This is a genomic window from Kluyvera cryocrescens NBRC 102467, from assembly GCF_001571285.1.
GTDB lineage: Bacteria > Pseudomonadota > Gammaproteobacteria > Enterobacterales > Enterobacteriaceae > Kluyvera > Kluyvera cryocrescens.
This window is the reverse complement of sequence record NZ_BCTM01000017.1, coordinates 17,655-41,857: the sequence shown is the minus strand read 5'-3', so window position 1 is coordinate 41,857 and position 24,203 is coordinate 17,655. Positions and strand designations below refer to the sequence as shown.

The 24,203-nt window shown below is 53.4% G+C and carries 27 protein-coding genes and 1 pseudogene; 17 read left to right on the top strand and 11 right to left on the bottom strand.

Annotated elements, in window-relative coordinates; all coding sequences use genetic code 11:
• Positions 1 to 6: 6 nt before the first annotated feature.
• Together KCR01S_RS13525 and KCR01S_RS13520 are read right to left on the bottom strand one after the other, a co-directional pair.
• Positions 7 to 315 (bottom strand): recombinase-like helix-turn-helix domain-containing protein, encoded by a 309-nt coding sequence (locus tag KCR01S_RS13525; RefSeq protein ID WP_061283243.1) that lies wholly within the window; start codon positions 313 to 315, stop codon positions 7 to 9.
• Positions 312 to 635, bottom strand: coding sequence for a Rieske (2Fe-2S) protein (locus KCR01S_RS13520; protein ID WP_061283242.1), 324 nt, complete (start codon positions 633 to 635; stop codon positions 312 to 314). Before KCR01S_RS13520 ends, KCR01S_RS13525 begins: the two co-directional genes overlap by 4 nt.
• A gap of 417 nt (positions 636 to 1,052) precedes the next feature.
• Here KCR01S_RS13520 and KCR01S_RS13515 point away from each other — a divergent pair.
• Positions 1,053 to 2,265 (top strand): annotated as a pseudogene (locus KCR01S_RS13515) (MFS transporter).
• A gap of 3 nt (positions 2,266 to 2,268) precedes the next feature.
• Here KCR01S_RS13515 and speB read toward each other — a convergent pair.
• From speB to KCR01S_RS25870, 4 genes are all read right to left on the bottom strand, one after another.
• Positions 2,269 to 3,189, bottom strand: a complete 921-nt coding sequence (gene speB, locus KCR01S_RS13510) for an agmatinase (protein ID WP_002434404.1) — start codon at positions 3,187 to 3,189, stop codon at positions 2,269 to 2,271.
• 171 nt (positions 3,190 to 3,360) lie between these two features.
• Entirely contained in the window at positions 3,361 to 5,337 is a 1,977-nt protein-coding gene (gene speA / locus KCR01S_RS13505; RefSeq protein WP_072129034.1) for a biosynthetic arginine decarboxylase, read from the bottom strand.
• An 8-nt stretch (positions 5,338 to 5,345) separates the two neighbouring features.
• A complete protein-coding gene (gene yqgB / locus KCR01S_RS24240) occupies positions 5,346 to 5,477 on the bottom strand; it encodes an acid stress response protein YqgB (RefSeq protein WP_072129037.1) in 132 nt (43 codons plus the stop codon).
• Between the two features lie 97 nt (positions 5,478 to 5,574).
• Entirely contained in the window at positions 5,575 to 5,712 is a 138-nt protein-coding gene (locus KCR01S_RS25870) for a hypothetical protein (RefSeq protein WP_420883587.1), read from the bottom strand.
• A gap of 417 nt (positions 5,713 to 6,129) precedes the next feature.
• Between KCR01S_RS25870 and metK the strand changes: the two genes are divergently transcribed.
• The 8 genes from metK to ruvX all read left to right on the top strand — a co-directional run bounded on the left by metK (position 6,130) and on the right by ruvX (position 13,454).
• A complete protein-coding gene (gene metK, locus KCR01S_RS13495) occupies positions 6,130 to 7,284 on the top strand; it encodes a methionine adenosyltransferase (RefSeq protein ID WP_061283240.1) in 1,155 nt (384 codons plus the stop codon).
• A 377-nt stretch (positions 7,285 to 7,661) separates the two neighbouring features.
• Positions 7,662 to 9,056: a sugar porter family MFS transporter gene (locus KCR01S_RS13490; RefSeq protein WP_061283239.1), complete on the top strand. Its 1,395-nt coding sequence runs from the start codon at positions 7,662 to 7,664 to the stop codon at positions 9,054 to 9,056.
• A gap of 76 nt (positions 9,057 to 9,132) precedes the next feature.
• Entirely contained in the window at positions 9,133 to 9,633 is a 501-nt protein-coding gene (locus KCR01S_RS13485) for a SprT family zinc-dependent metalloprotease (protein ID WP_061283238.1), read from the top strand.
• Between the two features lie 94 nt (positions 9,634 to 9,727).
• Positions 9,728 to 10,435 (top strand): deoxyribonuclease I, encoded by a 708-nt coding sequence (endA, locus tag KCR01S_RS13480; RefSeq protein WP_061283237.1) that lies wholly within the window; start codon positions 9,728 to 9,730, stop codon positions 10,433 to 10,435.
• A gap of 201 nt (positions 10,436 to 10,636) precedes the next feature.
• Positions 10,637 to 11,368, top strand: coding sequence for a 16S rRNA (uracil(1498)-N(3))-methyltransferase (rsmE, locus tag KCR01S_RS13475; protein WP_061283236.1), 732 nt, complete (start codon positions 10,637 to 10,639; stop codon positions 11,366 to 11,368).
• A gap of 12 nt (positions 11,369 to 11,380) precedes the next feature.
• Positions 11,381 to 12,328, top strand: coding sequence for a glutathione synthase (gshB, locus tag KCR01S_RS13470; protein ID WP_061283235.1), 948 nt, complete (start codon positions 11,381 to 11,383; stop codon positions 12,326 to 12,328).
• 146 nt (positions 12,329 to 12,474) lie between these two features.
• A complete protein-coding gene (locus KCR01S_RS13465; RefSeq protein ID WP_061283234.1) occupies positions 12,475 to 13,038 on the top strand; it encodes a YqgE/AlgH family protein in 564 nt (187 codons plus the stop codon).
• Complete coding sequence (ruvX, locus tag KCR01S_RS13460) at positions 13,038 to 13,454, top strand: Holliday junction resolvase RuvX (RefSeq protein ID WP_052281945.1); 417 nt, start codon at positions 13,038 to 13,040, stop codon at positions 13,452 to 13,454. Before KCR01S_RS13465 ends, ruvX begins: the two co-directional genes overlap by 1 nt.
• Before the next feature lie 148 nt (positions 13,455 to 13,602).
• On the opposite strand, the gene KCR01S_RS13455 is transcribed toward ruvX, so the two are convergent.
• Both KCR01S_RS13455 and KCR01S_RS13450 read right to left on the bottom strand, forming a co-directional pair.
• Positions 13,603 to 14,256: a LuxR C-terminal-related transcriptional regulator gene (locus KCR01S_RS13455; protein ID WP_061283233.1), complete on the bottom strand. Its 654-nt coding sequence runs from the start codon at positions 14,254 to 14,256 to the stop codon at positions 13,603 to 13,605.
• 515 nt (positions 14,257 to 14,771) lie between these two features.
• On the bottom strand, positions 14,772 to 15,770 hold the full coding sequence (locus tag KCR01S_RS13450) for a type IV pilus twitching motility protein PilT (protein ID WP_061283232.1): 999 nt from the start codon (positions 15,768 to 15,770) through the stop codon (positions 14,772 to 14,774).
• Positions 15,771 to 15,786: 16 nt separating this feature from the next.
• Between KCR01S_RS13450 and KCR01S_RS13445 the strand changes: the two genes are divergently transcribed.
• The 8 genes from KCR01S_RS13445 to KCR01S_RS13410 all read left to right on the top strand — a co-directional run bounded on the left by KCR01S_RS13445 (position 15,787) and on the right by KCR01S_RS13410 (position 22,241).
• Entirely contained in the window at positions 15,787 to 16,491 is a 705-nt protein-coding gene (locus KCR01S_RS13445) for a YggS family pyridoxal phosphate-dependent enzyme (RefSeq protein ID WP_061283231.1), read from the top strand.
• An 18-nt stretch (positions 16,492 to 16,509) separates the two neighbouring features.
• Positions 16,510 to 17,076: a YggT family protein gene (locus KCR01S_RS13440; protein WP_061283230.1), complete on the top strand. Its 567-nt coding sequence runs from the start codon at positions 16,510 to 16,512 to the stop codon at positions 17,074 to 17,076.
• The gene (yggU, locus tag KCR01S_RS13435; RefSeq protein ID WP_061283229.1) at positions 17,073 to 17,363 is read left to right on the top strand and encodes a DUF167 family protein YggU; all 291 of its coding nucleotides are present in this window, start codon (positions 17,073 to 17,075) and stop codon (positions 17,361 to 17,363) included. The genes KCR01S_RS13440 and yggU overlap by 4 nt, the downstream gene beginning before the upstream one ends.
• Positions 17,364 to 17,371: 8 nt before the next feature.
• Positions 17,372 to 17,965 (top strand): XTP/dITP diphosphatase, encoded by a 594-nt coding sequence (locus tag KCR01S_RS13430; protein ID WP_061283228.1) that lies wholly within the window; start codon positions 17,372 to 17,374, stop codon positions 17,963 to 17,965.
• Positions 17,958 to 19,094 carry a radical SAM family heme chaperone HemW gene (gene hemW, locus KCR01S_RS13425; RefSeq protein WP_061283227.1) on the top strand — a complete coding sequence of 379 codons (1,137 nt, stop codon included), beginning with the start codon at positions 17,958 to 17,960 and terminating at the stop codon, positions 19,092 to 19,094. Before KCR01S_RS13430 ends, hemW begins: the two co-directional genes overlap by 8 nt.
• A gap of 310 nt (positions 19,095 to 19,404) precedes the next feature.
• Positions 19,405 to 20,391 (top strand): TRAP transporter substrate-binding protein, encoded by a 987-nt coding sequence (locus KCR01S_RS13420; protein WP_061283226.1) that lies wholly within the window; start codon positions 19,405 to 19,407, stop codon positions 20,389 to 20,391.
• A gap of 45 nt (positions 20,392 to 20,436) precedes the next feature.
• The gene (locus KCR01S_RS13415) at positions 20,437 to 20,940 is read left to right on the top strand and encodes a TRAP transporter small permease (RefSeq protein WP_061283225.1); all 504 of its coding nucleotides are present in this window, start codon (positions 20,437 to 20,439) and stop codon (positions 20,938 to 20,940) included.
• Positions 20,940 to 22,241 (top strand): TRAP transporter large permease, encoded by a 1,302-nt coding sequence (locus KCR01S_RS13410; protein ID WP_061283224.1) that lies wholly within the window; start codon positions 20,940 to 20,942, stop codon positions 22,239 to 22,241. Before KCR01S_RS13415 ends, KCR01S_RS13410 begins: the two co-directional genes overlap by 1 nt.
• Positions 22,242 to 22,299: 58 nt before the next feature.
• Here KCR01S_RS13410 and KCR01S_RS13405 read toward each other — a convergent pair whose 3' ends face one another.
• The 3 genes from KCR01S_RS13405 to trmB are packed head-to-tail and all read right to left on the bottom strand — an operon-like array spanning position 22,300 to position 24,118.
• Positions 22,300 to 23,019 (bottom strand): YggN family protein, encoded by a 720-nt coding sequence (locus KCR01S_RS13405; RefSeq protein WP_061283223.1) that lies wholly within the window; start codon positions 23,017 to 23,019, stop codon positions 22,300 to 22,302.
• A gap of 52 nt (positions 23,020 to 23,071) precedes the next feature.
• On the bottom strand, positions 23,072 to 23,398 hold the full coding sequence (locus KCR01S_RS13400; protein ID WP_052281933.1) for a YggL family protein: 327 nt from the start codon (positions 23,396 to 23,398) through the stop codon (positions 23,072 to 23,074).
• A complete protein-coding gene (gene trmB, locus KCR01S_RS13395; protein ID WP_061283222.1) occupies positions 23,399 to 24,118 on the bottom strand; it encodes a tRNA (guanosine(46)-N7)-methyltransferase TrmB in 720 nt (239 codons plus the stop codon). It abuts the gene before it with no gap.
• Positions 24,119 to 24,203 lie beyond the last annotated feature (85 nt).

The following is a 24,203-nucleotide window of genomic DNA, read 5'->3' as shown; positions in this document are numbered from 1 at the left end:
CTGCCCTCAGTAACCATTAACCTGTAAGAATGCCTGGAAGCTGCTGTCGCTCCACGGCTCACCCTGCTGATCGTGCATGCGGGCCGCGTTCAGCCCGTTGACCAGCTCAGGGAGCGTATCAACGCCCTGTTCGAAGAGCGTCTCCAGTGCCGCAATCAGATTCAGTTCCCAGTTTTCCGGGACGCGGCTGCGGGTCTGCCAGATAAGATTCTCATAGCTCCCCGGTTTATGAATCGCACCATTACCGCCTTCGGCCGGCGGAGTGAACTGACGGCTCTCCGGCAACGCGGGGTTAAAATCCTGGGTTTCGCTCATGCCACGGTCTCCTCGATAAACGTAATCTGAATCTGGTTCTCAAATACCCGAACCGGGTAGCGGTTAAGATCGCGTCCGCCGGGGCCGTGCAGGCACTGCCCAGTTTTGACATCGAAAACGGCCTCGTGCAGTGGGCACTCCACTTTGCCGTCTTCGACAAAGCCCTGGCTCAACAGCGCATAGGCGTGGGGGCATACATCTTCCAGCGCAAAATATTCGCCATCTATCAAATAAATGCCGATCTCTTTGCCTTCGATATTGCCGCTAAAAGGGAAATCTTCCTGTACTTGCTCTGCATCACATACGCCTATCCAGCTCATCGCGATCCTCCAGGCCTTTGTTTCATATATGAAACTCTGTTTCTTATTTAATACGGTCAATATAAAAGCGGTGTGGGCTACGTCAAGGGGGAATGTGACCGAATTGTTAATCGAGCACTATTTAATTAGCTAAGTGTGCAAACGATCACGAAAAAATGCAGCGATATGAAAATTTCATTACCACAAACGTCAGGAATACATTTTATTAATGACCTCTATTTTTTATAAATAGATATTGACTTGTTCTACCATTAGTCTCTAAAAATTATTAAATGCGGCTGCCAAACTGTTTCACATATGAAACAACATGTTATCTTTATCAATAAAAACAATTAGTTTCATATATGAACCATTTTAGATCCGTGATAATAACCAGAATAACAACACAACCCAATAAAAATCCTTAAGGCGGAAGTCATGACGGCAAGATGGCAGGGAACAATCGCATTGCTTTTGTTAATTATTATTTCCTATATCGACCGGGTAAATATCTCGGTGATGATTCTCAACCCAGAATTCGCGGATCACTTCCGTTTAAATGAAAACAGAATGTTACAAGGAATGCTGATGACCTGTTTTCTTCTGGGTTATGGATTTTCCGCTTTATTATTAACTCCGGTTATTGAAAATCGCTTCAATTACCGGCAAGGACTGCTGGGCAGCATCCTTATTTGGGCTACGGTATGCGCCATATCGCCCCTGCTGGGATCGCTGATGGGTATGCTGGTGGCACGCATCATTCTGGGCATCGCAGAAGGGCCACTGTTCTCACTGAAAACACGCTTTATCAGCGATAACTTTAATGCCGATGAGATCGGTAAACCTAATGCGGTTACCGCACTGGGCGTCTCTTTGGGGCTGGCAGTTGGCTTTCCGCTGGTCACCTGGACAATGACGCACTTTGGCTGGATGGGATCGTTTTACGCGCTGGCGGTGATGAACCTGCTGCTCGGCGGCGGTCTCATCTGGCGCTTTCTCCCCGCCCCTCATCGGGAAGCCAAACGCCGCAGCGCGAGCTTTGTGCAAACTTTCGGTCTTGCCTGGCGGACGCCACTGCTGGGCTGGATCCTGCTGGTCGAAATCGCCACGCTCAGCTACCTCTGGGGCAGCAGTGCCTGGCTGCCGGCATGGTTGCGCGATGAGCACCACTTTTCGCTGCATGCAACCGGCTTGCTCGCGGCCGTTCCTTTCATCCTGAGTCTGGGTTCTAAGTTTCTCGGCGGCGTGCTGCTCGACAAAATGCGTCCGGAACAGGCACCGGTGCTGTTTGTGGCGGGCGGTTTACTGACGGCGCTGTCAGTGATGGCGCTGATGTTAAGCCATCAACCGGCCATGCTGGCGCTGTTTATGCTTTCGGCGAATATTTTCTGGGGTTTGCAGGGCGCGGCAATTCCAGCAGTAGTACAGCATCATGCCGCGCGGGAAGTGGTGGGCAGTGCTTACGGGATTATCAATGGCATTGGCAACATCTGCGCGGCGTTCATCCCGCTGTTGATGGGGATCGTGATGAAATCGGTGGGATCGGTCAGCTCCGGGTTTTCGGTGCTGGTTGCCTCGCAGATTATCACGCTGCTGGCGGGGGGGAATGCTGCTGCTGCGCATGCGTCGCGCAGCAGCAGTGAGCGTCTAAGGCTTATTCGCCTTTTTTCGCCGCCTGGATATAGAGCATTTCCAGCGCCAGGGTTGCCGCGGCCAGCGCGGTGATTTCAGACTGGTCGTAGGCCGGAGCAACTTCAACCACGTCCATACCGACAATGTTGAGATCCTTGAGGCCACGCACCAGCTTAATGGCGCGATCGGAGGTCAGGCCGCCGATCACCGGCGTACCGGTACCCGGTGCAAACGCCGGATCCAGGCAGTCGATATCAAAGGTCAGGTAAACCGGCATATCGCCAACAATCTGCTTAACCTGTGCGATGATATCGTCCACGCCGCGATCGTTCACCTGGCAGGCGTCGAGCACGGTGAAGCCGTTGTCTTTATCGAACTCGGTGCGGATACCAATCTGCACCGAGTGGTTCGGATCAATCAGACCTTCGTTCGGTGCGGTGTAGAACATAGTGCCGTGGTCAAATTCGCAGCCGTTGGCGTAGGTGTCGGTATGGGCATCAAAGTGCACCAGCGCCATTTTGCCGAAATGTTTAGCGTGCGCACGCAGCAGCGGCAGAGTCACAAAGTGGTCGCCACCGAAGGAGAGCATACGTTTACCGGCCGCCAGCAGTTTTTCCGCATGCGCCTGCAGTTTTTCGCTCATTTCACGGGCATCGCCGAAAGCGTAAACCAGGTCGCCGCAGTCCACTACGTTCAGACGCTCGCGCATGTCGAAGTTCCACGGGAAGCGGTTGTGCTCCCAGGCCAGGTTAGTGGAAACCTGACGAATCGCCGCCGGGCCGTGACGGCCGCCGGCACGACCGGAGGTCGCCATATCAAACGGTACGCCAGTAATCACCCAATCTGCGTCGCTGTCGTACGGCTGGAAGTTCATCGGCAGACGTAAAAAACCAAACGCATTGGAAACCAGGGAGTTGTCGTATTGATGACCTAAGGTGCTCATGTGCTGACCTCTTGTAAAATCATGCTAAAAAAAATCCCCTCCGCGTCGTTAGGCCCGACGAGGAAGGGATTGATTTGGGTAACTGCTTATATGGGCGAATTATCGCCGTTATTTTGTGCGGATACAAGCGATGTGCGCTTGTCCCCTCTCCCTGAGATAGGGAGGGTTAACTTACTCGTCTTCGAGATAAGTATAGCCGTACAGTCCAGCTTCAAACTCTTCCAGGAACTGCTGCTGCAGCTCAGCGTCCAGATCGGTGTTTTTCACCTGGTCGCGGAACTGGGTTAACAGCGTGTTCGGATCGAGCTGTACGTACTGCAGCATATCCGCCACGGTATCCCCTTCATCGGACAGCTCAACTTCCACGCTGCCGTCAGGGAAGACGAACACGTCAACCGCTTCGGTATCACCGAACAGGTTGTGCATGTTACCGAGGATCTCCTGATACGCGCCGACCATAAAGAAGCCCAGCATCGGCGGGTTATCGACGTCGTATTCCGGCATTGGCATCGTGGTGGCAATACCATCGCCATCGACATAATGATCGATAGCGCCATCGGAGTCACAGGTAATATCCAGCAGCACTGCACGACGTTCAGGTGCCTGATTCAGCCCTTCCAGCGGCATCACCGGGAACAGCTGATCGATACCCCACGCATCCGGCATCGACTGGAACAGGGAGAAGTTGACGTAAATCTTATCCGCCATACGCTCCTGCAGCTCGTCGATAATCGGACGGTGCGCGCGGTTGCTCGGATCGAGCTGTTTTTGCACTTCATGGCACATGTTCAGATAGAGCTGTTCCGCCCACGCTCGCTCCTGCAGGCTAAAGGTGCCTGAAGAGTAGCCGACGTGGATATCGTGCAAATCCATCTGACTGTCGTGTAGCCATTCGCGCAGCGAGCGGCGAGTGCCCGGCTCATGCATCTCCTGCCAGGTTTCCCACATGCTTTGCAGGGCACGCGGGGCGTCTTCAGCCGGAGGCGTGGCCTCGGTGTTTTCGCTACGCTCAACGCCGATAATATTAGAGACCAGCACCGTATGGTGCGCGGTTACCGCACGGCCCGACTCGGTAATCACCGTCGGGTGCGGCAGGCCATGCTCTTCACAGGCATCGCCAATCGCCCAAATGATGTTGTTCGCGTATTCATTCAGCCCGTAGTTCACGGAGCAGTCAGACTGCGAACGCGTACCTTCGTAGTCAACGCCCAGGCCACCGCCGACGTCGAAGCACTGAATATTCACACCCAGCTTATGCAGTTCAACGTAGAAACGGGCGGACTCGCGCACGCCGGTGGCGATATCGCGAATGTTGGCCATCTGCGAGCCGAGGTGGAAGTGCAGCAGTTGAATGCTGTCCAGGCGGCCGCGTTCACGCAGAATCTCGACCAACTGAAGCACCTGGTTGGCCGCGAGGCCGAACTTGGATTTTTCACCGCCGGAAGACTGCCACTTACCGGAGCCTTGCGATGCCAGACGGGCGCGCACACCCAGACGCGGAACCACGTTCAGGCGCTCGGCCTCTTCCAGCACGATGGCGATTTCGGACATCTTTTCGATAACCAGATAGACCTTATGGCCCATCTTCTCGCCGACCAGCGCCAGACGAATATATTCACGGTCTTTATAACCGTTACAGACGATCACGCTACGCGTCATACCTGCATGCGCCAACACGGCCATCAGCTCGGCTTTCGAGCCAGCTTCCAGCCCCAGCGGTTCACCGGAGTGGATCAGCGATTCGATCACGCGACGATGCTGGTTCACCTTAATCGGGTAGACCAGGAAGTAATCGCCTTTATAGCCATAGGATTCACGGGCGCGTTTAAACGCGGCGTTAATCGAGCGCAGACGATGCTGCAGGATCTGCGGGAAGCAGAACAGCGCAGGTAGACGTTGCCCCTGCGCTTCACGGGCCTTCACCAGTTCAGCGAGATCGACGCGGGCATCCGGAACATCAGGGTCCGGGCAGACGCTGATGTGGCCAAGCTCGTTGACGTCGTAGTAGTTATTGCCCCACCAGGCAATGTTGTATGTGCGTAGCATTTTGCTGGCTTCCTGGGAGCTCATCGCAACCTCCTGCATGGAACGTAGTACACCGCGTTCGCCTGCTGACGAAAGCGAATCCAATGAAATGTCGTCAGACATAGCGAACCTCAATTATTTATAACAAGTGTAAAACAGTTAACTACTATCGCAGCGTAACGTTGCGATAACAACCCATAAGCAGACGGATTAGCCAGCAGAACATGCTGACGCACCGACTGTGCGACCGGTTTCTTATTCATATCATTGTAAAACACGTACCTGAACCTGGTATGACGGTTCAGCGAAACCACGAGAAAACCCTTGCCACAAGCAAGAGCGCCCTTGTTCAGTCTTCAGTTACCTACCGGCTCTGGAGTCCTGAGAAGCGCCGAAATGGGTATAACATCGGCTGGTATGCAATGCAGAAATGGGAGTTGCGGGGGGTATGTTCGCGCCAGAACGGCACGACAAAATCGGCAGAATACAACGGTTCATTATCTCGTATCACCTCCACGGCCGCCCTGAAAGAACGGACCAACAAGCCAAAGCAAAAGTTTTAGCCCGGCTGGAAGTGGCGACACGTGAAAATGACGTGTGCTTATTGGTATGAGCCGCGCGCGGCGTTTTATACCGATAAGGCGGCGAAAAAGCAAAATATAAATGTGCACATTGACGACAGTGTCAGGAAAAATTTCCATTCTATTGAACAGCAGAATGAGAGCCATCTCAAAAAAAACTGGCAATGAGGTGAAGATGTGACCTAAAATAGCCGTCCAGATGTTAATCCATCTATACTGATTAACACTCAGACTGCCAGTGACAGAAAGCGATAAGTCCGTGGTAGAATCCTCCATCGTGACTATGCAGCACGACAGTTCGAGCTAACCAAATTCCTATTGGGTGATATTAAATATGGCAAAACACCTTTTTACGTCCGAGTCTGTATCCGAAGGGCATCCTGACAAAATTGCGGACCAAATTTCTGACGCCGTGCTGGACGCTATCCTCGAGCAGGATCCAAAAGCCCGCGTAGCGTGCGAAACTTACGTCAAAACCGGTATGGTGCTGGTTGGCGGTGAAATCACCACCAGCGCTTGGGTTGATATCGAAGAGATCACCCGTAAAACCGTTCGTGATATTGGCTATGTGCATTCGGATATGGGCTTTGATGCCAACTCCTGTGCGGTACTGAGCGCTATCGGTAAACAGTCTCCTGACATTAACCAGGGCGTTGACCGTGCCGATCCGCTGGAACAGGGTGCGGGCGACCAAGGCCTGATGTTCGGCTATGCAACCAACGAAACCGACGTGCTGATGCCAGCACCAATCACCTACGCACACCGTCTGGTGCAGCGTCAGGCTGAAGTGCGTAAAAATGGCACCCTGCCGTGGCTGCGCCCGGATGCAAAAAGCCAGGTGACCTTCCAGTACGACGACGGCAAAGTTGTCGGTATTGACGCGGTAGTGCTGTCTACCCAGCACGCTGAAAGCATCGATCAGAAATCGCTGCAGGAAGCGGTGATGGAAGAGATCATCAAGCCGGTTCTGCCAACCGAGTGGCTGAACGCATCAACCAAATTCTTCATCAACCCAACCGGCCGTTTCGTTATCGGTGGCCCAATGGGCGACTGCGGTCTGACCGGTCGTAAAATCATCGTGGATACCTACGGCGGCATGGCTCGTCACGGTGGCGGTGCATTCTCCGGTAAAGATCCGTCTAAAGTTGACCGTTCCGCCGCTTACGCTGCGCGTTACGTCGCGAAGAACATCGTTGCCGCAGGCCTGGCTGACCGCTGCGAAATTCAGGTTTCTTACGCGATCGGCGTTGCCGAACCAACTTCCATCATGGTTGAAACCTTTGGCACCGAAAAAGTGCCAACTGAACAGCTGACCCTGCTGGTACGTGAGTTCTTCGACCTGCGTCCATACGGCCTGATTCAGATGCTGGATCTGCTGCACCCAATCTACAAAGAGACAGCCGCATACGGTCACTTCGGTCGTGAACATTTCCCATGGGAAAAAACCGACAAAGCAGCCCAACTGCGCGAAGCGGCTGGCCTGAAATAAGCCCCCACCGCCTCGATAAAAGCCAGCCTCGTGCTGGCTTTTTTTATGCCTGCTCATCCCCCTTCTACGTATGAATTTACATTTCCACACAAACTAATGAAAGCGATTACATAATTAGAATGGCGTGGATAAAGCCTTGTGATATCGCATTGAAACGCCTTTTCATCTTTATGCGTTGTGTTTCAGTTAATTCTCATTATTTGCTTTTATCATCTGGATAAAACAGATGAACGCATTTGATTTTATTATGATTTAACCTAATTTTAACCAAAACGTCAGTGTAACCGATTACACAGTCGTGATTGTTATCACATTTTTTTACTTCGTACTCTCCTACCCTAAGCATTACAAAATCAATGACTCAACTGGAGGGCATAATGCCTAACAATAAAAAACAGGGTCGCTCTAACAAGACAATGACCTTTTTTGTCTGTTTCTTAGCCGCTCTGGCCGGACTGCTGTTCGGCCTTGATATCGGCGTTATTGCCGGTGCATTGCCCTTTATTACTACCGATTTCCAGCTCAGCGCACACACCCAGGAGTGGGTAGTGAGCTCCATGATGTTCGGCGCTGCGGTGGGTGCCGTAGGCAGCGGCTGGCTCTCCTTCCGTTTAGGCCGTAAGAAAAGCCTGATGATCGGTGCAATCCTGTTCGTTGCCGGTTCCCTGTTCTCCGCCGCCGCGCCAAACGTCGAAGTTCTGCTGGTATCCCGCGTGCTGCTGGGTCTGGCCGTGGGTGTTGCATCCTATACCGCGCCGCTTTATCTGTCTGAAATTGCGCCTGAGAAAATTCGCGGCAGCATGATCTCCATGTATCAGTTAATGATCACCATCGGTATTCTGGGGGCCTATCTCTCCGATACCGCCTTCAGCTACAGCGGCGCATGGCGCTGGATGCTGGGTGTTATCATCATCCCGGCGATTCTGCTGCTGATTGGCGTCATTTTCCTGCCGGACAGCCCACGCTGGTTCGCCGCGAAACGTCGCTTCAACGATGCTGAACGCGTGCTGCTGCGTCTGCGCGATACCAGCGCAGAAGCCAAACGTGAACTCGACGAAATCCGTGAAAGCCTGAAGGTAAAACAGAGCGGCTGGGCGCTGTTTAAAGAGAACAGTAACTTCCGCCGCGCGGTGTTCCTCGGCATTCTGTTGCAGGTAATGCAGCAGTTCACCGGGATGAACGTCATCATGTACTACGCGCCGAAGATTTTTGAACTGGCGGGTTATACCAACACCACCGAACAGATGTGGGGGACGGTGATCGTTGGCTTGACCAACGTGCTGGCGACCTTTATCGCTATTGGCCTGGTTGACCGTTGGGGCCGTAAACCAACGCTTATCCTTGGCTTTATCGTCATGGCCGTCGGTATGGGCGTGCTGGGCAGCATGATGCACGTCGGCATTCACTCTGCCGCCGCACAGTACACGGCTGTCCTGATGCTGCTGATGTTTATCGTCGGTTTTGCGATGAGCGCCGGTCCGCTGATTTGGGTACTGTGTTCTGAAATCCAGCCGCTGAAAGGGCGTGATTTTGGTATCACCTGCTCGACTGCCACCAACTGGATTGCCAACATGATCGTCGGCGCAACCTTCCTGACGATGCTGAACTCGCTGGGCAGCGCCAATACGTTCTGGGTATACGGTGGTCTGAACGTGCTGTTCATCTTCCTGACCCTGTGGCTGATTCCAGAAACCAAAAACGTCTCTCTGGAACACATTGAACGCAATCTGATGCAAGGCCGTCCGCTGCGCGAAATTGGCGCACGCGACTAACCCTGAATGACGCTTCCTCCTGCGGGAGGAAGCTTCCCCTTGCACCACCCCGCCTCACGTTTTATCCTCAGCCGTTATGAAAAGCCCTCGAATTCCTATCGCCATCCAGCAAAACGTCATGCGCAGCCTGCGGGAAAAACTCGCCCAGGCCAACCTCGCGCTGGGCCGAAATTACCCGGAGCCCAAACTGGTTTATCAGCAGCGCGGGACGTCCGCCGGTACCGCATGGCTTCAGCAGTATGAGATCCGCCTGAATCCTGTGCTATTGCAGGAAAATCAGCAGGCGTTTATTGATGAAGTGGTACCACATGAGTTGGCCCATTTGCTGGTATGGAAACACTTTGGCCGCGTGGCGCCGCACGGCAAAGAGTGGAAGTGGATGATGGAAAGCGTGCTTGGCGTTCCGGCTCGTCGTACGCACCAGTTTGAACTGGAGTCCGTGCGCCGCCAAACCTTCCCCTATCGTTGCCGCTGCCAGCTACACCAACTGACCGTCCGGCGTCATAACCGCGTGCTGCGCGGTGAAGCCACCTATCGCTGCGTCCACTGCGGCGAGCCATTAGTTGCAGAAATGTAACCATTGGAAATATCAGGAAGTTTTCCGTTCTAACTGATTGCATCTGGCAACCACATTCGTTACGTTGCGGGCTCGATTTGAGATGGAGTTCGTGATGTACCGTAAATTGTCTTTTGCCGCCGCGTTTCTGGCGACGGCGCTTTCAGGCCAGGCATTCGCCGAAGGTATCAATAGTTTTTCCCAGGCCAAAACGGCGGGTGTAAAAGTTAATAACGACGTTCCCGGCGACTTTTACTGCGGCTGTAAAATCAACTGGCAGGGTAAGAAAGGCGTCATCGATCTGGAGTCCTGCGGCTATAAAGTCCGTAAAAATGAAAACCGCGCCAGCCGGGTCGAGTGGGAACACGTCGTGCCGGCGTGGCAGTTTGGCCATCAGCGCCAGTGCTGGCAGGACGGTGGCAGAAAAAACTGCGCCAAAGATCCGGAATATCGCAAAATGGAAAGCGATATGCATAACCTGCAGCCCGCCGTCGGTGAGGTTAACGGCGACCGCGGTAACTTTATGTACAGTCAGTGGAACGGTGGCGAAGGCCAGTACGGTCAGTGCGGCATGAAGGTTGATTTCAAAGCTAAAGTCGCTGAGCCGCCGGAACGTTCGCGTGGCGCGATTGCCCGCATTTACTTCTATATGCGCGACCGCTACAGCCTCACTCTTTCTCGCCAGCAAACCCAGTTGTTCAACGCCTGGGATAAAATGTATCCGGTCAGCCACTGGGAGTGCCAGCGCGACGAGCGTATCGCTAAAGTGCAGGGCAACCATAATCCTTATGTCCAGCAGGCTTGTCAGGCGCAAAAGAGCTAACCTCATATACATTATTCTCCAGGATGCCTCGGCGTTGACTGCGTTCGCTCCCCCAAATGACTTTCTTGAGTAAGGTTATCGGGGGACTCTCTTGCCGCCTTGATGCATCTTGGATGATTTTGTGTTTACACTATCGGCAATCGTTTATTTTCCCTGCCCTCTTCATAAGCTGAGGGCACCGCTACAGATGGAAGTCAGACTATGCGTATCCCCCGCATCTATCACCCGGAACCGATTACCGTCGGCACGCAGATCCCTCTGTGCGACGATGCTGCTAACCACGTTGGCCGCGTCCTGCGCATGGGTAAGGGCCAGGAAATTCAGCTATTTGATGGCAGTAATCAGGTTTTTGACGCTGTCATTACCGATGCCAGCAAAAAAAATGTCATGGTCGAGATCCAGCGCGGCGCGGTGGACGATCGGGAATCACCGGTGCATATTCATCTCGGCCAGGTGATGTCGCGGGGCGACAAAATGGAATTTACTATCCAGAAATCGATAGAACTGGGTGTAAGCCTCATTACGCCACTTTTTTCTGAGCGCTGCGGGGTTAAACTGGATGCCGAGCGTCTGAATAAGAAGCTCCAGCAGTGGCAAAAAATCGCTATTGCCGCCTGTGAGCAGTGCGGTCGCAACGTTGTACCGGAAATTCGCCCGGCAATGGATGTCGAAGAGTGGTGCGCCGAGCAGGATGACGCGTTAAAGCTGAACCTCCATCCGCGCGCCAGCGCTAGCATTAATACCCTGCCGCAGCCGGTTGAGCGCGTACGCTTGCTGATTGGCCCGGAAGGAGGGCTGTCCGCGGATGAAATTGCCATGACCGCACGCTACCAGTTTACTGATATTCTGTTGGGGCCTCGCGTTTTGCGCACAGAGACTACCGCACTCACCGCCATCACCGCACTGCAGGTGCGCTTTGGCGATTTGGGTTAAAGGAGAACAATAATGATCAAGCTCGGCATCGTGATGGATCCCATCGCAAGCATCAACATCAAGAAAGACACCAGCTTCGCTATGCTGCTGGAAGCCCAGCGCCGCGGATACGAACTCCACTATATGGAGATGAACGATCTGTATCTGGAAAACGGCGTGTCGCATGCGCGCACGCGTCTACTGAGCGTTGAGCAGAACTACGACAAATGGTACGAGTTCGGCAGTGAGCAGGAGATTAAGCTGGCCGATCTTGACGTCATTTTGATGCGCAAAGATCCGCCGTTCGATACTGAATTTATCTACGCGACCTATATTCTGGAGCGCGCAGAAGAGCAAGGCACGCTCATCGTCAATAAACCGCAGAGCCTGCGCGATTGTAACGAGAAGCTGTTTACCGCCTGGTTCTCCGACCTGACGCCGGAAACGCTGGTCACCCGTAACAAAGCGCAGCTGAAAGCGTTCTGGCAAAAACACGGCGATATCATCATGAAGCCGCTGGACGGTATGGGTGGCGCATCGATCTTCCGCGTGAAAGAAGGCGATCCGAATATTGGCGTAATTGCCGAAACCCTGACCGAATTGGGCAGCCGCTACTGCATGGCGCAAAACTACCTCCCGGCCATCAAAGACGGCGACAAACGCGTGCTGGTGATTGACGGCGAGCCGGTGCCTTACTGCCTGGCCCGTATTCCGCAGGGCGGCGAAACGCGCGGCAACCTGGCCGCCGGTGGCCGCGGCGAGCCGCGTCCATTAAGCGAAAGCGATTGGGCGATTGCTCGTAAAGTCGGCCCTACGCTGAAAGCGAAAGGTCTGATCTTCGTTGGCCTCGATATCATCGGCGACCGTCTGACTGAAATTAACGTCACCAGCCCAACCTGCGTGCGTGAAATCGAAGCGGAATATCCGATTTCCATCACCGGCATGTTGATGGACGCTATCGAAAAACGTCTGCAAAAATAAAGCGTTGTCTTTAAACGGCGGGAGGGAACCCGCCGCCAGCCAGGCCCATCGCCCACTCTACTACCGGGCAAGCCTGGTGACAGCAGTGCGCTTTCCCCTCATACTGGGTGCTGCTGCTTTTTGAAACAGGACAAGAATCTCTGATAATGAATTTACAGCATCATTTCCTCATTGCTATGCCAACCCTTCAGGATCCTATCTTCCGTCGTTCCGTGGTCTACATCTGCGAATATAACGATGACGGTGCGATGGGGATCATCATCAATAAACCACTGGATAATTTGCAGATCGAGGGGATCCTCGAAAAGCTAAAGATCACGCCTGAACCACGCGATCCTTCCATTCGCCTTGATAAACCGGTGATGTTGGGTGGCCCACTGGCAGAAGATCGCGGCTTTATCGTGCATACGCCTCCGGCAGCGTTCTCTTCCAGCATTCGCATCTCTGATAACACTATCGTCACCACTTCGCGTGACGTGCTGGAAACGCTGGGTACCGAACGCCAGCCATCGGATGTACTGGTCGCCCTCGGATACGCATCCTGGGAGAAAGGCCAGCTTGAGCAGGAGATCCTTGATAACGCCTGGCTTACCGCTCCGGCAGATTTAAATATTCTGTTTAAAACCCCGATTAGCGATCGCTGGAAAGAAGCAGCTAAGCTTATTGGTATCAATATCCTGACCATGTCAGGCACCGCGGGGCACGCATAATGAGTGGAACACTGCTGGCATTCGACTTTGGCACCCGCAGCATTGGCGTAGCTATTGGCCAACGTATCACCGGAACCGCTCGTCCGCTGACGGCTATCAAGGCCCAGGACGGCACGCCGGACTGGAATATCATTGGCCGCCTGCTCAAAGAGTGGCAGCCAGAAGCGGTGATCGTGGGTCTACCGCTGAATATGGATGGTACAGAGCAGCCGTTAACCGCGCGGGCGCGTAACTTTGCCAATAAAATTCATGGTCGCTTTGGTGTGGCAATTACGCTGCACGATGAAAGATTGAGTACCGTGGAAGCACGTGCGGGATTATTTGAACGCGGCGGGTTCCGCGCACTGAATAAAGGCAGCGTCGACTCAGCGTCTGCCGTGGTGATTCTGGAAAGCTTTTTCGAGCAGGGTTTCTAGGCTGACGGCCCCCGGGAATCGCTTCCCGGGAGCTCGCCAAATAGCGTGACTCGCACTGCATCAAGTTATCGGCACGTTGGCAGCCATCGCGTATCAAAGTCGCTGACTGCCTTTCTGCAACTTAATTTATGTCGGAGAGGTGTGTCGATTAGTGACGCAGGTTTTCGTTCGCCCAGCTCACCGCCTGGGTTCTGTTTTTCACGCTCAGTTTGCGGAAAACATTATACAGATGAGTACGTACGGTATTTTCGCTAATGAACAAAGCGCGAGCAATATCCATATTGGTTGCACCATGGCGCAGTTCGTTCAGAATTTCACATTCACGCTCAGTCAGCGGCACGCTATCATTCGTATCTGGAGTATGTTCAACGGCATACATTGCCGGGTGCATCACGCTCAATTCAGCCGTCTGCTCGCCGTTTAAGACCGCTTTGACGCCCTCAATTAAGCGCGATTCTTCGTCGTCGTGACGGAATACGCCGTACAATGCTGGCCACTGTGCCATTTCGTATAATTCATACTTCTGCGCGCTGTTAATAATCAGCAGACGCGGAGCATCAAACTGAGTGCGAATAATATCACGCCAGATGCCGTTGAGTTTTTTGTTGGAAACTGCGATATCGAACAATACCACGGAGCCTTTGTTCAGGCGCTGTACCAGAGGCTTGTTGATGTTATGAACATCGACAGAAACTGACAGTAAATCAGTAAGGTAGTTTGCAAACGCGTTTGCTTGCACGGACGGATGGGTGATTAAAATAATTTTACGGGAATTAGATACACTCTCTGTCACTTCAAACATTTCGAAACTCTCCATAGTTCATATCCACCATCATGGTGATTAAATAAGTCAAAGCAAAGGCAAACCTAATACCATTAATAATAAGAACCGCTCAGTATGTGAAACCTTATTTCATAAGATTAGTCCTAATTACACAAATAGGATAGAACGAAGTCCTTGGAAGTGTCAAAAGAATATCAACCTTTTTTTGTAAGCCTACGCAACATAATGTAATCAGCCATTCACATTAATCTCGTCTTAATGGTTTATCTCGATGTAACCATATTAGAACAAATGTCGTAGGAAGTTTTGTTTCCGCCTGTTTAAAAATTACGCCAGAATTACAAAAAAATACATTCGCGCAACAGTGATAAAAATAAAGTTTACAACTTCCGATTAATAAACAGATTATTAATTCAATATTATTTAGGAAACAAAACATTCATCACATTACTGACTAAATCGTTATGCTAGCCATTAAAATGCTTTAATGAACCATTATTTCATTTTTTGCAGACCTCGTTACTGATTAGAGGTTAGGCAGACTCACTCTTTCGCAGCATACCTGCCTTTATACGTTGCTGGTAGCTTTGGCTAAAAGTCTGCATCCCTGACTGTAATCCGGTCTGCATAACGCCCGTAAGCTGGTGCGTTTTACCTTCACGAATGAGATTACCCACGGCGGGCGTATTGACCAGCATCTCAAATAAGGCCACCCGCCTCCCTTGCCCGTCGGGTTGCAGCTTTTGTGCGACCACCGCGGTCAGACAATTTGCCAGCTGACTGCGTACCGGCTCCTTTTCCTGCGCGGGGAAAACATCGACCAAACGTTCGATTGCCTGGGCGGCATCGCGGGTATGCAGGGTTGCCAATACCAGATGCCCGGTCTCTGCCGCAGTGAGGGCCAGGCGAATAGTTTCGCTATCGCGCAGCTCGCCGAGCAGAATCACATCAGGATCCTGACGCAAAGCTACCCGCAGCGCCTGGGCAAAAGACGGCGCATGCTGGCCTATCTCGCGCTGAGAAATCAAACACCCCGCACTGGCATGGAGAAATTCCACCGGATCTTCGAGCGTCAGAATATGCCCTGACACATGGTGATTAAGATAATCCACCATTGCCGCCAGCGTAGTCGATTTCCCGCTCCCCGTCGCGCCGGTGACCAAAATTAACCCGCTCTCTTCGTGTAGCAGTTCCAACAGCGCTACCGGTGTATGCAGCTCGGCGAGCGTAGGGCAGCGAGTAGGCAGCAGCCGTAGAACCAGCGAAATACCGCTACTGTTGGCATACGCACTGGCACGCAGGCGCGGGCAGCTTTCTAAAGACACCGAGAAATCAAGCTGCCGGTACTCCCGCCACTCCCGCTGTTGCTCTTCGCTCAACCACTGCGCCAGCAGCGTATCCGGTTCCGCTGCCGTAAACGGCGCCATTTCCAGCGCCCCAACCCGACGCCAGCGAACCGCTCCGCCGCTACACAGGTGTAGATCCGAGACGTTATGCTTTACACTAAGCGCCACAATTTCTTGTATATCCATAGACCCACCAGAACATATGAACGATATTGCGCATAACCTGGCACAGGTCAGGGAAAAAATCTCAGCAGCAGCAACGCGTTGCGGCCGTGCTTCAGAAGAAGTTACGCTGCTTGCCGTGAGTAAAACAAAACCTGCGAGCGCCGTCGAAGAAGCGGTTGCGGCTGGCCAAACGGCGTTTGGTGAAAACTATGTTCAGGAAGGGGTGGAAAAAATCCTCCACTTCCGCGAAAAAGGCGAGAGCGGGCTGCAATGGCACTTTATTGGCCCGCTGCAGTCCAATAAAAGTCGCCTCGTCGCCGAACATTTTGACTGGTGCCACACCGTCGATCGCCTGAAGATTGCGACTCGTCTGAGTGAACAGCGCCCAGCCGGAATGGCACCGCTCAACGTACTGATTCAGGTAAACATTAGCGATGAGCAGAGCAAATCCGGTATTGCGCTGGACGCGCTGGATAGCCTGGCTGCCGAAGTCTCGGCGCTGCCAAACCTGTGCCTGCGCGGTCTGATGGCCATTCCGGCACCGGAACATGAATACGCAAGGCAGTTTGCCGTCGCCAGCCAAATGGCAGTAGCATTGGCCCGGCTCAAGGCGGAGTATCCGACCGTAGACACCCTCTCTTTGGGCATGTCTGACGACATGGAGGCCGCGATTGCGGCAGGTAGTACAATGGTACGCATCGGCACCGCGATTTTCGGTGCGCGTGATTACACAAAAAAATAAGGGACCTCAAGAAACGCCATGAAGACGTTGACCTTCCTGCTCTCCACAGTTTTTGAACTGTATACTATGGTGCTACTGCTTCGCGTCTGGATGCAGTGGGCACGCTGTGATTTTTACAACCCGTTCTCGCAGTTCGTGGTGAAAATTACCCAGCCGGTTGTTGGGCCGCTGCGCCGTATTATTCCACCAATGGGGCCGCTGGACAGCGCGTCGCTGCTGCTGGCCTTCATACTGTGCGTGGCAAAAGCCATCGTGCTGTTTATGGTCATCACCTTCCAGCCGATTATCTGGATCTCCGCGGTCCTTATTTTGCTCAAAACCATTGGTCTGCTGATCTTCTGGGTACTGCTGCTGATGGCTATCATGAGCTGGGTCAGCCAGGGCCGCAGCCCGGTTGAGTTTGTGCTGATGCAATTGGCTGAGCCGCTGTTACGTCCGATTCGTCGTCTGCTGCCATCAATGGGCGGGATCGATTTCTCGCCGATGGTTCTGGTCCTGCTGCTGTACGTCATTAACATGGGCATCGCCGAGGTGCTTCAGGCCACCGGTAATATGCTGCTGCCGGGGCTGTGGATGGCGCTATGAGTGCCGTCACTGCCTGTGATGATGGGCTGGTTCTGCGGCTGTATATTCAGCCAAAGGCCAGCCGCGACGCGATTGTTGGGGTTCATGGCGACGAGCTAAAAGTCGCCATTACCGCCCCTCCCGTTGATGGGCAGGCCAATGCCCATCTGGTGAAGTATCTCGCCAAACAGTTTAAGGTCGCCAAAAGCCAGGTCATCATTGAGAAAGGTGAACTGGGGCGGCATAAACAGGTTAAAATTATTCATCCGCAACAGATCCCATCGGGCGTCGACGCCCTGACAAATTAGGATATCCCATGCAAAAAGTTGTTCTCGCTACCGGTAACGCCGGTAAAGTGCGCGAGCTCGCCTCGCTGCTCGCCGATTTTGGTCTGGATGTCGTCGCGCAGACCGAACTTGGCGTTGAGTCGGCCGAGGAAACCGGACTGACCTTTATTGAGAATGCGATCCTGAAAGCGCGCCATGCCGCTCAGGTGACCGGCCTGCCGGCCATTGCCGATGACTCCGGCCTCGCGGTTGACGTGCTCGGTGGCGCACCGGGGATCTACTCCGCTCGCTACGCCGGCGTGGACGCCAGCGACCAGCAGAATCTTGAAAAGCTGTTGGACGCCCTGAAAGATGTCCCCGACGAACAGCGCCAGGCGCAGTTCCACTGCGTGCTCGTCTACCTGCGCCACGCCGACGACCCAACGCCGCTGGTGTGCCACGGTAGCTGGCCAGGCGTCATCGCGCGTACCGCGGCCGGTGCCGGCGGGTTTGGCTACGATCCTATTTTCTTCGTGCCATCCGAAGGTAAAACGGCCGCCGAGCTCACGCGTGAAGAGAAGATTGCCATCTCCCATCGCGGGCAGGCGCTGAAGCTGCTACTGGAAGCCCTACGTAATGGTTAATTTGCCGCCGCTGAGTCTCTACATTCATATCCCGTGGTGCGTGCAAAAATGCCCGTACTGCGACTTCAACTCGCATGCGCTGAAAGGCGAAGTGCCGCACGATGACTATGTGCAGCACCTGTTGAGCGATTTAGATGCGGATGTTGCCTACGCGCAGGGACGTGAGGTCAAGACCATTTTTATCGGCGGTGGTACGCCGAGCCTGCTCTCCGGCCCGGCGATGCAAACCTTGCTGGACGGCGTGCGTGCCCGTCTGACGTTGGCCGCCGATGCGGAAATTACCATGGAAGCCAACCCCGGAACGGTGGAAGCAGACCGCTTCGTGGAGTATCAGCGCGCAGGGGTGAATCGCATCTCTATCGGCGTACAAAGTTTTAGCGAACCCAAACTCAAGCGTCTGGGTCGTATCCACGGGCCAGAAGAAGCCAAGCGTGCTGCGCGTCTGGCAACCGGCCTGGGGCTGCGTAGTTTTAACCTCGATTTAATGCATGGGCTGCCGGATCAGTCGCTGGAAGAGGCGCTGGACGATCTGCGCCAGGCGATTGAGCTTGCGCCGCCGCATCTCTCCTGGTATCAGTTAACCATCGAGCCCAACACCCTGTTTGGTTCGCGTCCGCCGGTACTGCCGGATGATGACGACCTGTGGGATATCTTCGAACAGGGCCATCAGTTGCTGACTGCCGCAGGCTACCAGCAGTACGAAACCTCGGCCTACGCGAAGCCGGGCTACCAGTGCCAGCACAACCTCAACTACTGGCGTTTTGGCGATTATCTCGGTATCGGCTGCGGCGCGCACGGTAAGGTGACGTTCCCCGATGGCCGCATTCTGCGTACGGCAAAAACCCGTCATCCTCGCGGTTATATGGAAGGTCGCTATCTGGAACGCCAGCACGATGTGGAAAACAGCGACAAGCCGTTTGAGTTCTTTATGAACCGTTTCCGTTTGCTGGAACCGGCACCCCGCGCCGAGTTTAGCCGTTATACCGGCCTGGATGAGAGCGTCATTCGCCCACAGCTCGATGAAGCACTGGCGCAGAACTATCTGACCGAGTGCGAGCAGTACTGGCAGATAACCGAACACGGAAAGCTATTTTTAAACTCCCTGCTCGAGTTATTTCTCAGCGAATAAACCGTCATGATAATTCGCTATTACCGAATAATGGTAATAGCGAATTATATCGCTCGGTTATTTCGAAGCATCTCCAGCATTCTTTTCGAATAATAACCAACATAACACTTCAATTAAATATTAATAGCGTCTTAGTCATAGCTAATTAATTTAATCCAGCGCACAAAAAACACATTAACCATGCAGATAGTGTAGAAATTCACGCGAGGCACAGTAAAGTTGTCGGACAACCAGGTTAATATGTCATACAGAAAAATAAATCACCCCGATAGATATATACCGCGATCATCAATGTGCATGGAGCTTATTAATGAAACCTCTCTCTTTTACAAAATCTTTGGTTTGCGCGTCGCTTCTCGCGCTGCTGTCTACCGGTGCTTCTGCCGCCGAAAAAGTGACGCTAAAGCTAGCGCATAATCTCGAACGCAGCCACGTTGTACACCAGGCGTTTGAAGCAATGGCCAAAGAGGTCAAACAGCTCTCCGATGGCAAAATGACGATTCGAATTTATCCCAGCAGCCAAATGGGCAGCGCGCGTGAAACCATGGAATTATTGCAAAATGGTGCCCTGGATATGACCAAAGGTTCCGCCAGCGATCTTGAATCCTTCGATAATGTTTACGCCATCTATAATTTACCTTTCTTATTTAAAGACCAAGCGCACTTTAATAAAGTGGTATTTGGCGAGGTGGGTAAAGACATTATGACCACGACCAAAGAAAAAGGTTTCTTTGCGCTTTCCGCCTACGTCGCAGGAACCCGCAGTTTCTATGCCAAAAAGCCGATCACGAAACCTGAAGATTTAAAAGGTTTAAAAATACGCGTTCAGCCAAGCCCTACCACAATTAAAATGATTGAATTAATGGGTGGCTCGCCAACGCCTATTTCATTTGGCGAAGTTTATACCGCGATGCAGCAAGGCGTGGTCGATGGCGCAGAAAATAACGTGCCGTCGTGGGTCCAGACCCGCCATATCGAGATTGCTAAAGTCTTCTCAGAAGATGAACACGCTTCCATCCCTGACTTCCTGGTCATCTCAACCAAAACCTGGGACAAACTGACGCCAGAGCAGCAGCAGATCCTCGCCAAAGCGGCGACGGCGTCCGAAGCCTATCAGCAGACGCTATGGGATAAAATTGACGCCGACACCCGCGCCCAGGCCAAAGCAATGGGCGGTGAGATCGTTAAGGTCGATAAAGCCCCGTTCCGCGCCGCCGTCCAACCGCTGTTTGATGATTTCAGTAAAGATCCAAAGCAGGCCGCGCTGCTGGCCAGATTTGAAGCCGCCGCACAGTAAAACCCTTTCGGGCCAGCTTCTGGCCCGCTTTCACCAGGATATCTCATGACTCTATTCTCCCGCATTAAACAGGCGGTGGATCGCCTGATCGCCGCATTCTCGGTGGCGGTGATGATCGCGCTGGTTGTCTGCGTCGTCTGGCAGGTCTTCAGCCGCTACGTCTTAAACCAGCCCAGCACGCTGACCGATGAGTTAGCCCGCTTTCTGATGATCTGGGTCGGCCTGCTCGGCGCCGCCTATACCGTTGGCGCACAGCGCCATCTGGCTATCGATCTGCTGGCGATGTCGATTACGCCGCGCAAACAACAGCTACTCGGCGTGGTGATTAATCTGCTGATCTTTATCTTCTCAGGCGCGGTGATTGTCACCGGCGGCGTGAAGCTCATCGCCAAAACGCTGGCGACCTCTCAGGTTTCTGCCGCCATGCAGATCCCGATGGGCTACGTCTATCTGATCCTGCCGCTGACCGGCATCATCATGATGTTTTACGCATTATGGTTTATCACCAACGGCTTACGCAGCCTGAAACAGCCCGAAGGAGCCTGCTGATGGACGGGTATATTGCATTAACGCTTTTTGGTTCGTTCTTCGTGCTGGTGTTTATTGGCGTGCCCATCTCGTTTTCTATCGGCATTGCCACCGTCGCCTCGATGTTGCTGATGTTCCCATGGGATATTGCAGCGATTACCGTGGCCCAGCGTCTGGCTAATGGGCTCGATAACTTTGCCCTGCTGGCGATTCCGTTCTTCATCTTTGCCGGCACGCTGATGAACAGCGGCGGCATTGCGATACGCCTGATAAACCTGGCACAAGTGATGGTTGGCCGCGTTCCCGGCTCCCTCGGCCACGTTAACGTCCTCGCCAATATGATGTTTGGTTCCATCTCCGGTTCAGCGGTTGCCGCGGCGGCGGCGGTCGGTGGCACTCTGCATCCCATTCAGACTAAGAAAGGCTATGACCCGGCGTTCTCCACGGCAGTCAACGTGTCGTCATGCATCACCGGGTTGCTGATCCCACCGTCTAACGTGCTGATTGTCTTCTCCCTCACCGCCGGCGGCGTGTCGGTAGCATCGCTGTTTATGGCCGGCTATCTGCCTGGCATTTTGATGGGGCTGGCAATCATGACGGTCTGCGCCATTATCGCCAAACGCCGCGGCTATCCGGTCTCTGAACGCCCTACCTGCGCCCAGGCGGCGAAAGCGTTCTTCGATGCGCTACCGAGCCTGCTGCTGGTCATTATCGTGATGGGGGGCATTTTAGGCGGGATCTTCACGGCCACCGAGGCGTCCGCCATTGCGGTGGTATACACCTTTATTCTGTCGGTAATGATTTATCGCGAAGTGAAGTGGCGCGATCTGCCTAAACTGATTCTGGAATCGGTGGTCACCACCTCAATAGTGCTGCTGCTGATCGGATTCTCCGTCGGGATGTCGTGGGCAATGACCAATGCGGATATCCCTTATATGATCAGCGACACACTGATGGGGATCTCTGAGAATCCGATGGTGATCCTGCTGCTTATCAACATCGTGCTGCTGATCGTCGGTATCTTCATGGACATGACGCCGGCGGTACTGATCTTCACGCCAATCTTCCTGCCTATTGCTGAAGAGCTAGGCATGAACCCGGTACATTTCGGCATCATGATGGTCGCCAACCTGTGCATTGGCCTACTGACGCCGCCTGTCGGTAGCGCGCTGTTTGTCGGTTGCTCGATTTCCGGGGTGAAGATCCAACAGCTGATTAAACCGCTACTGCCGTTCTACTTCGCGCTATTGGTGGCACTGATGATGATTACCTATATCCCGCAGATTTCGCTGTTTATACCGCAGCTACTGGGGCTGATGTAACAAGGCTAAATGAACGTGGTTTTTGGCTACCTGCAGAACACAGGTAGCCGATAAGCTGTTACTTCAGGGTGCCAACCAGCGCTTTGCGGCTGTCTTCCAGCGACACCACGCGGCTGCAGACATCCTTGCCGAAAGCCTGGAAATCCGCTTCCTGGTTTTTCCACTCGTTCTGAATGGCGGTTTGCAGGCCGCCTAAGCTGCCCAGCACGCCCTGCAGCGGGTTACCGCCGCCTTTGAGCACCGCTTTGGCACCCATTTCATTAATACTGTCTTGCAGAATACCGCCCATCGCCTGATTCACCAGCTGCTGCCCATCGGCACGCACCTGATCGATAGCTTTATAGTGGAAGGTTAAGCCATCGGTACGATGTTCAATAATACGGTTCATCTGCTGTTTGAGCTGGGCATCAAGCTTGGTCAACCGACCGCGCATATTGCTGCTTTCTCCCACCTCTTTCGCAATAATTTTATCCAGCGCCACGCGGCCTTTTTCGACACGATTACGGGCACCTTCATCAATCCACGGCAGCGCGCTGCGCAGCTCGGTCTGATAATCTTTCGCTTGCTCGCGCTGGGCGGCAGTGAGCGCGTACGCCTTACCGTTAAAGGTTACGTCACCGTTCGGGGTAATGACCAGATTGCCGTTCTCCCCCTTCACCTTCACCGTCTGCGGGTTGAGGACAACATCATCACGGGGAGTCACGCTGCACTGATAGTCAGCGTGGGCGGCCATCGTCGTGAACGTGAGAACTGCCGTTAGCAGCGTTTTGCGCATCATTACTTTCCCTCAAGACAAATCGGGCCAGCAAATGCTGGCCCCGTATACGCTATTAGTCCCACCAAACGTCGAAAAGTTCGCTGGTGCGTACTTCTTCGAACTTGTGGTCTTCCAGCCATTTACGTACCTGAGCCTGGTGCTCTTCGGTGCATTTGCCGATTTCCTGGGTGCAAATCAGACCTTCCCAAGCCAGGTAGCCACTGCCATCAAACGCCAGTTTGTTCGGCTCGATGACTTCGTCGATAAACTGATCGACGGTCTGGTCGATCTGCTCTTCGCTGGTCCCTTCCGGGAAACGCCATGCTACTGAGAAACCGATCTCCTGGAATTCATCGATGTGCATTTTTTTACGCAAACGACGGCTACGATTCTTTGCCATTTATTTCACCCTCTCGAACATTAAGTCCCATACGCCGTGGCCAAGACGATGACCACGTTGTTCAAATTTGGTTACCGGGCGCGATTCCGGGCGCGGTACATAATCTTTACTCTCAGACAGGTTCAGATATCCGTCCAGCGAGGACATCACTTCCAGCATGTGCTCCGCGTAGGCTTCCCAGTCGGTCGCCATGTGGAACACGCCGCCCAGCTTCAGTTTGCTTTTCACCAGCTCAGCAAACGGAACCTGAACGATACGGCGTTTATTATGACGCGCTTTGTGCCATGGGTCAGGGAAAAAGAGCTGAACCATGTTCAGAGAGTTGTCAGGGATCATTTTGTGCAGTACTTCCACCGCATCGTGACACATCACGCGCAGGTTATCGACACCCTCTTCATGAGCCGACGCGAGGCAGGCGCCAACCCCCGGCGAGTGCACTTCGATACCGAGGAAGTTTTGATCCGGGCGCGCTTTAGCCATAGCCACCAGCGAGGCGCCCATACCAAAACCAATCTCCAGCGTGGTTGGCGCGTCATGGCCAAACAGCGCGGCGAAGTCGACAGGCTCTTCGCTGAACTCAACGCCCATCACCGGCCAGTAGTTTTCCAGCGCGTGCTCCTGCCCTTTCGTCAGTCGCCCCTGGCGACGAACAAAACTACGAATACGGCGCTGTGGGCGGCCGTTCTCATCAAATTCCGGTGAAATGACGTCGTTCTTCATAAAATAAGTCTGCTTGTGAGAGTGTTCGGGAAACGGGCATTATCCAAAGTTAGTTGCCGGATGCAAGCACCGGAAAGTTCCTGTT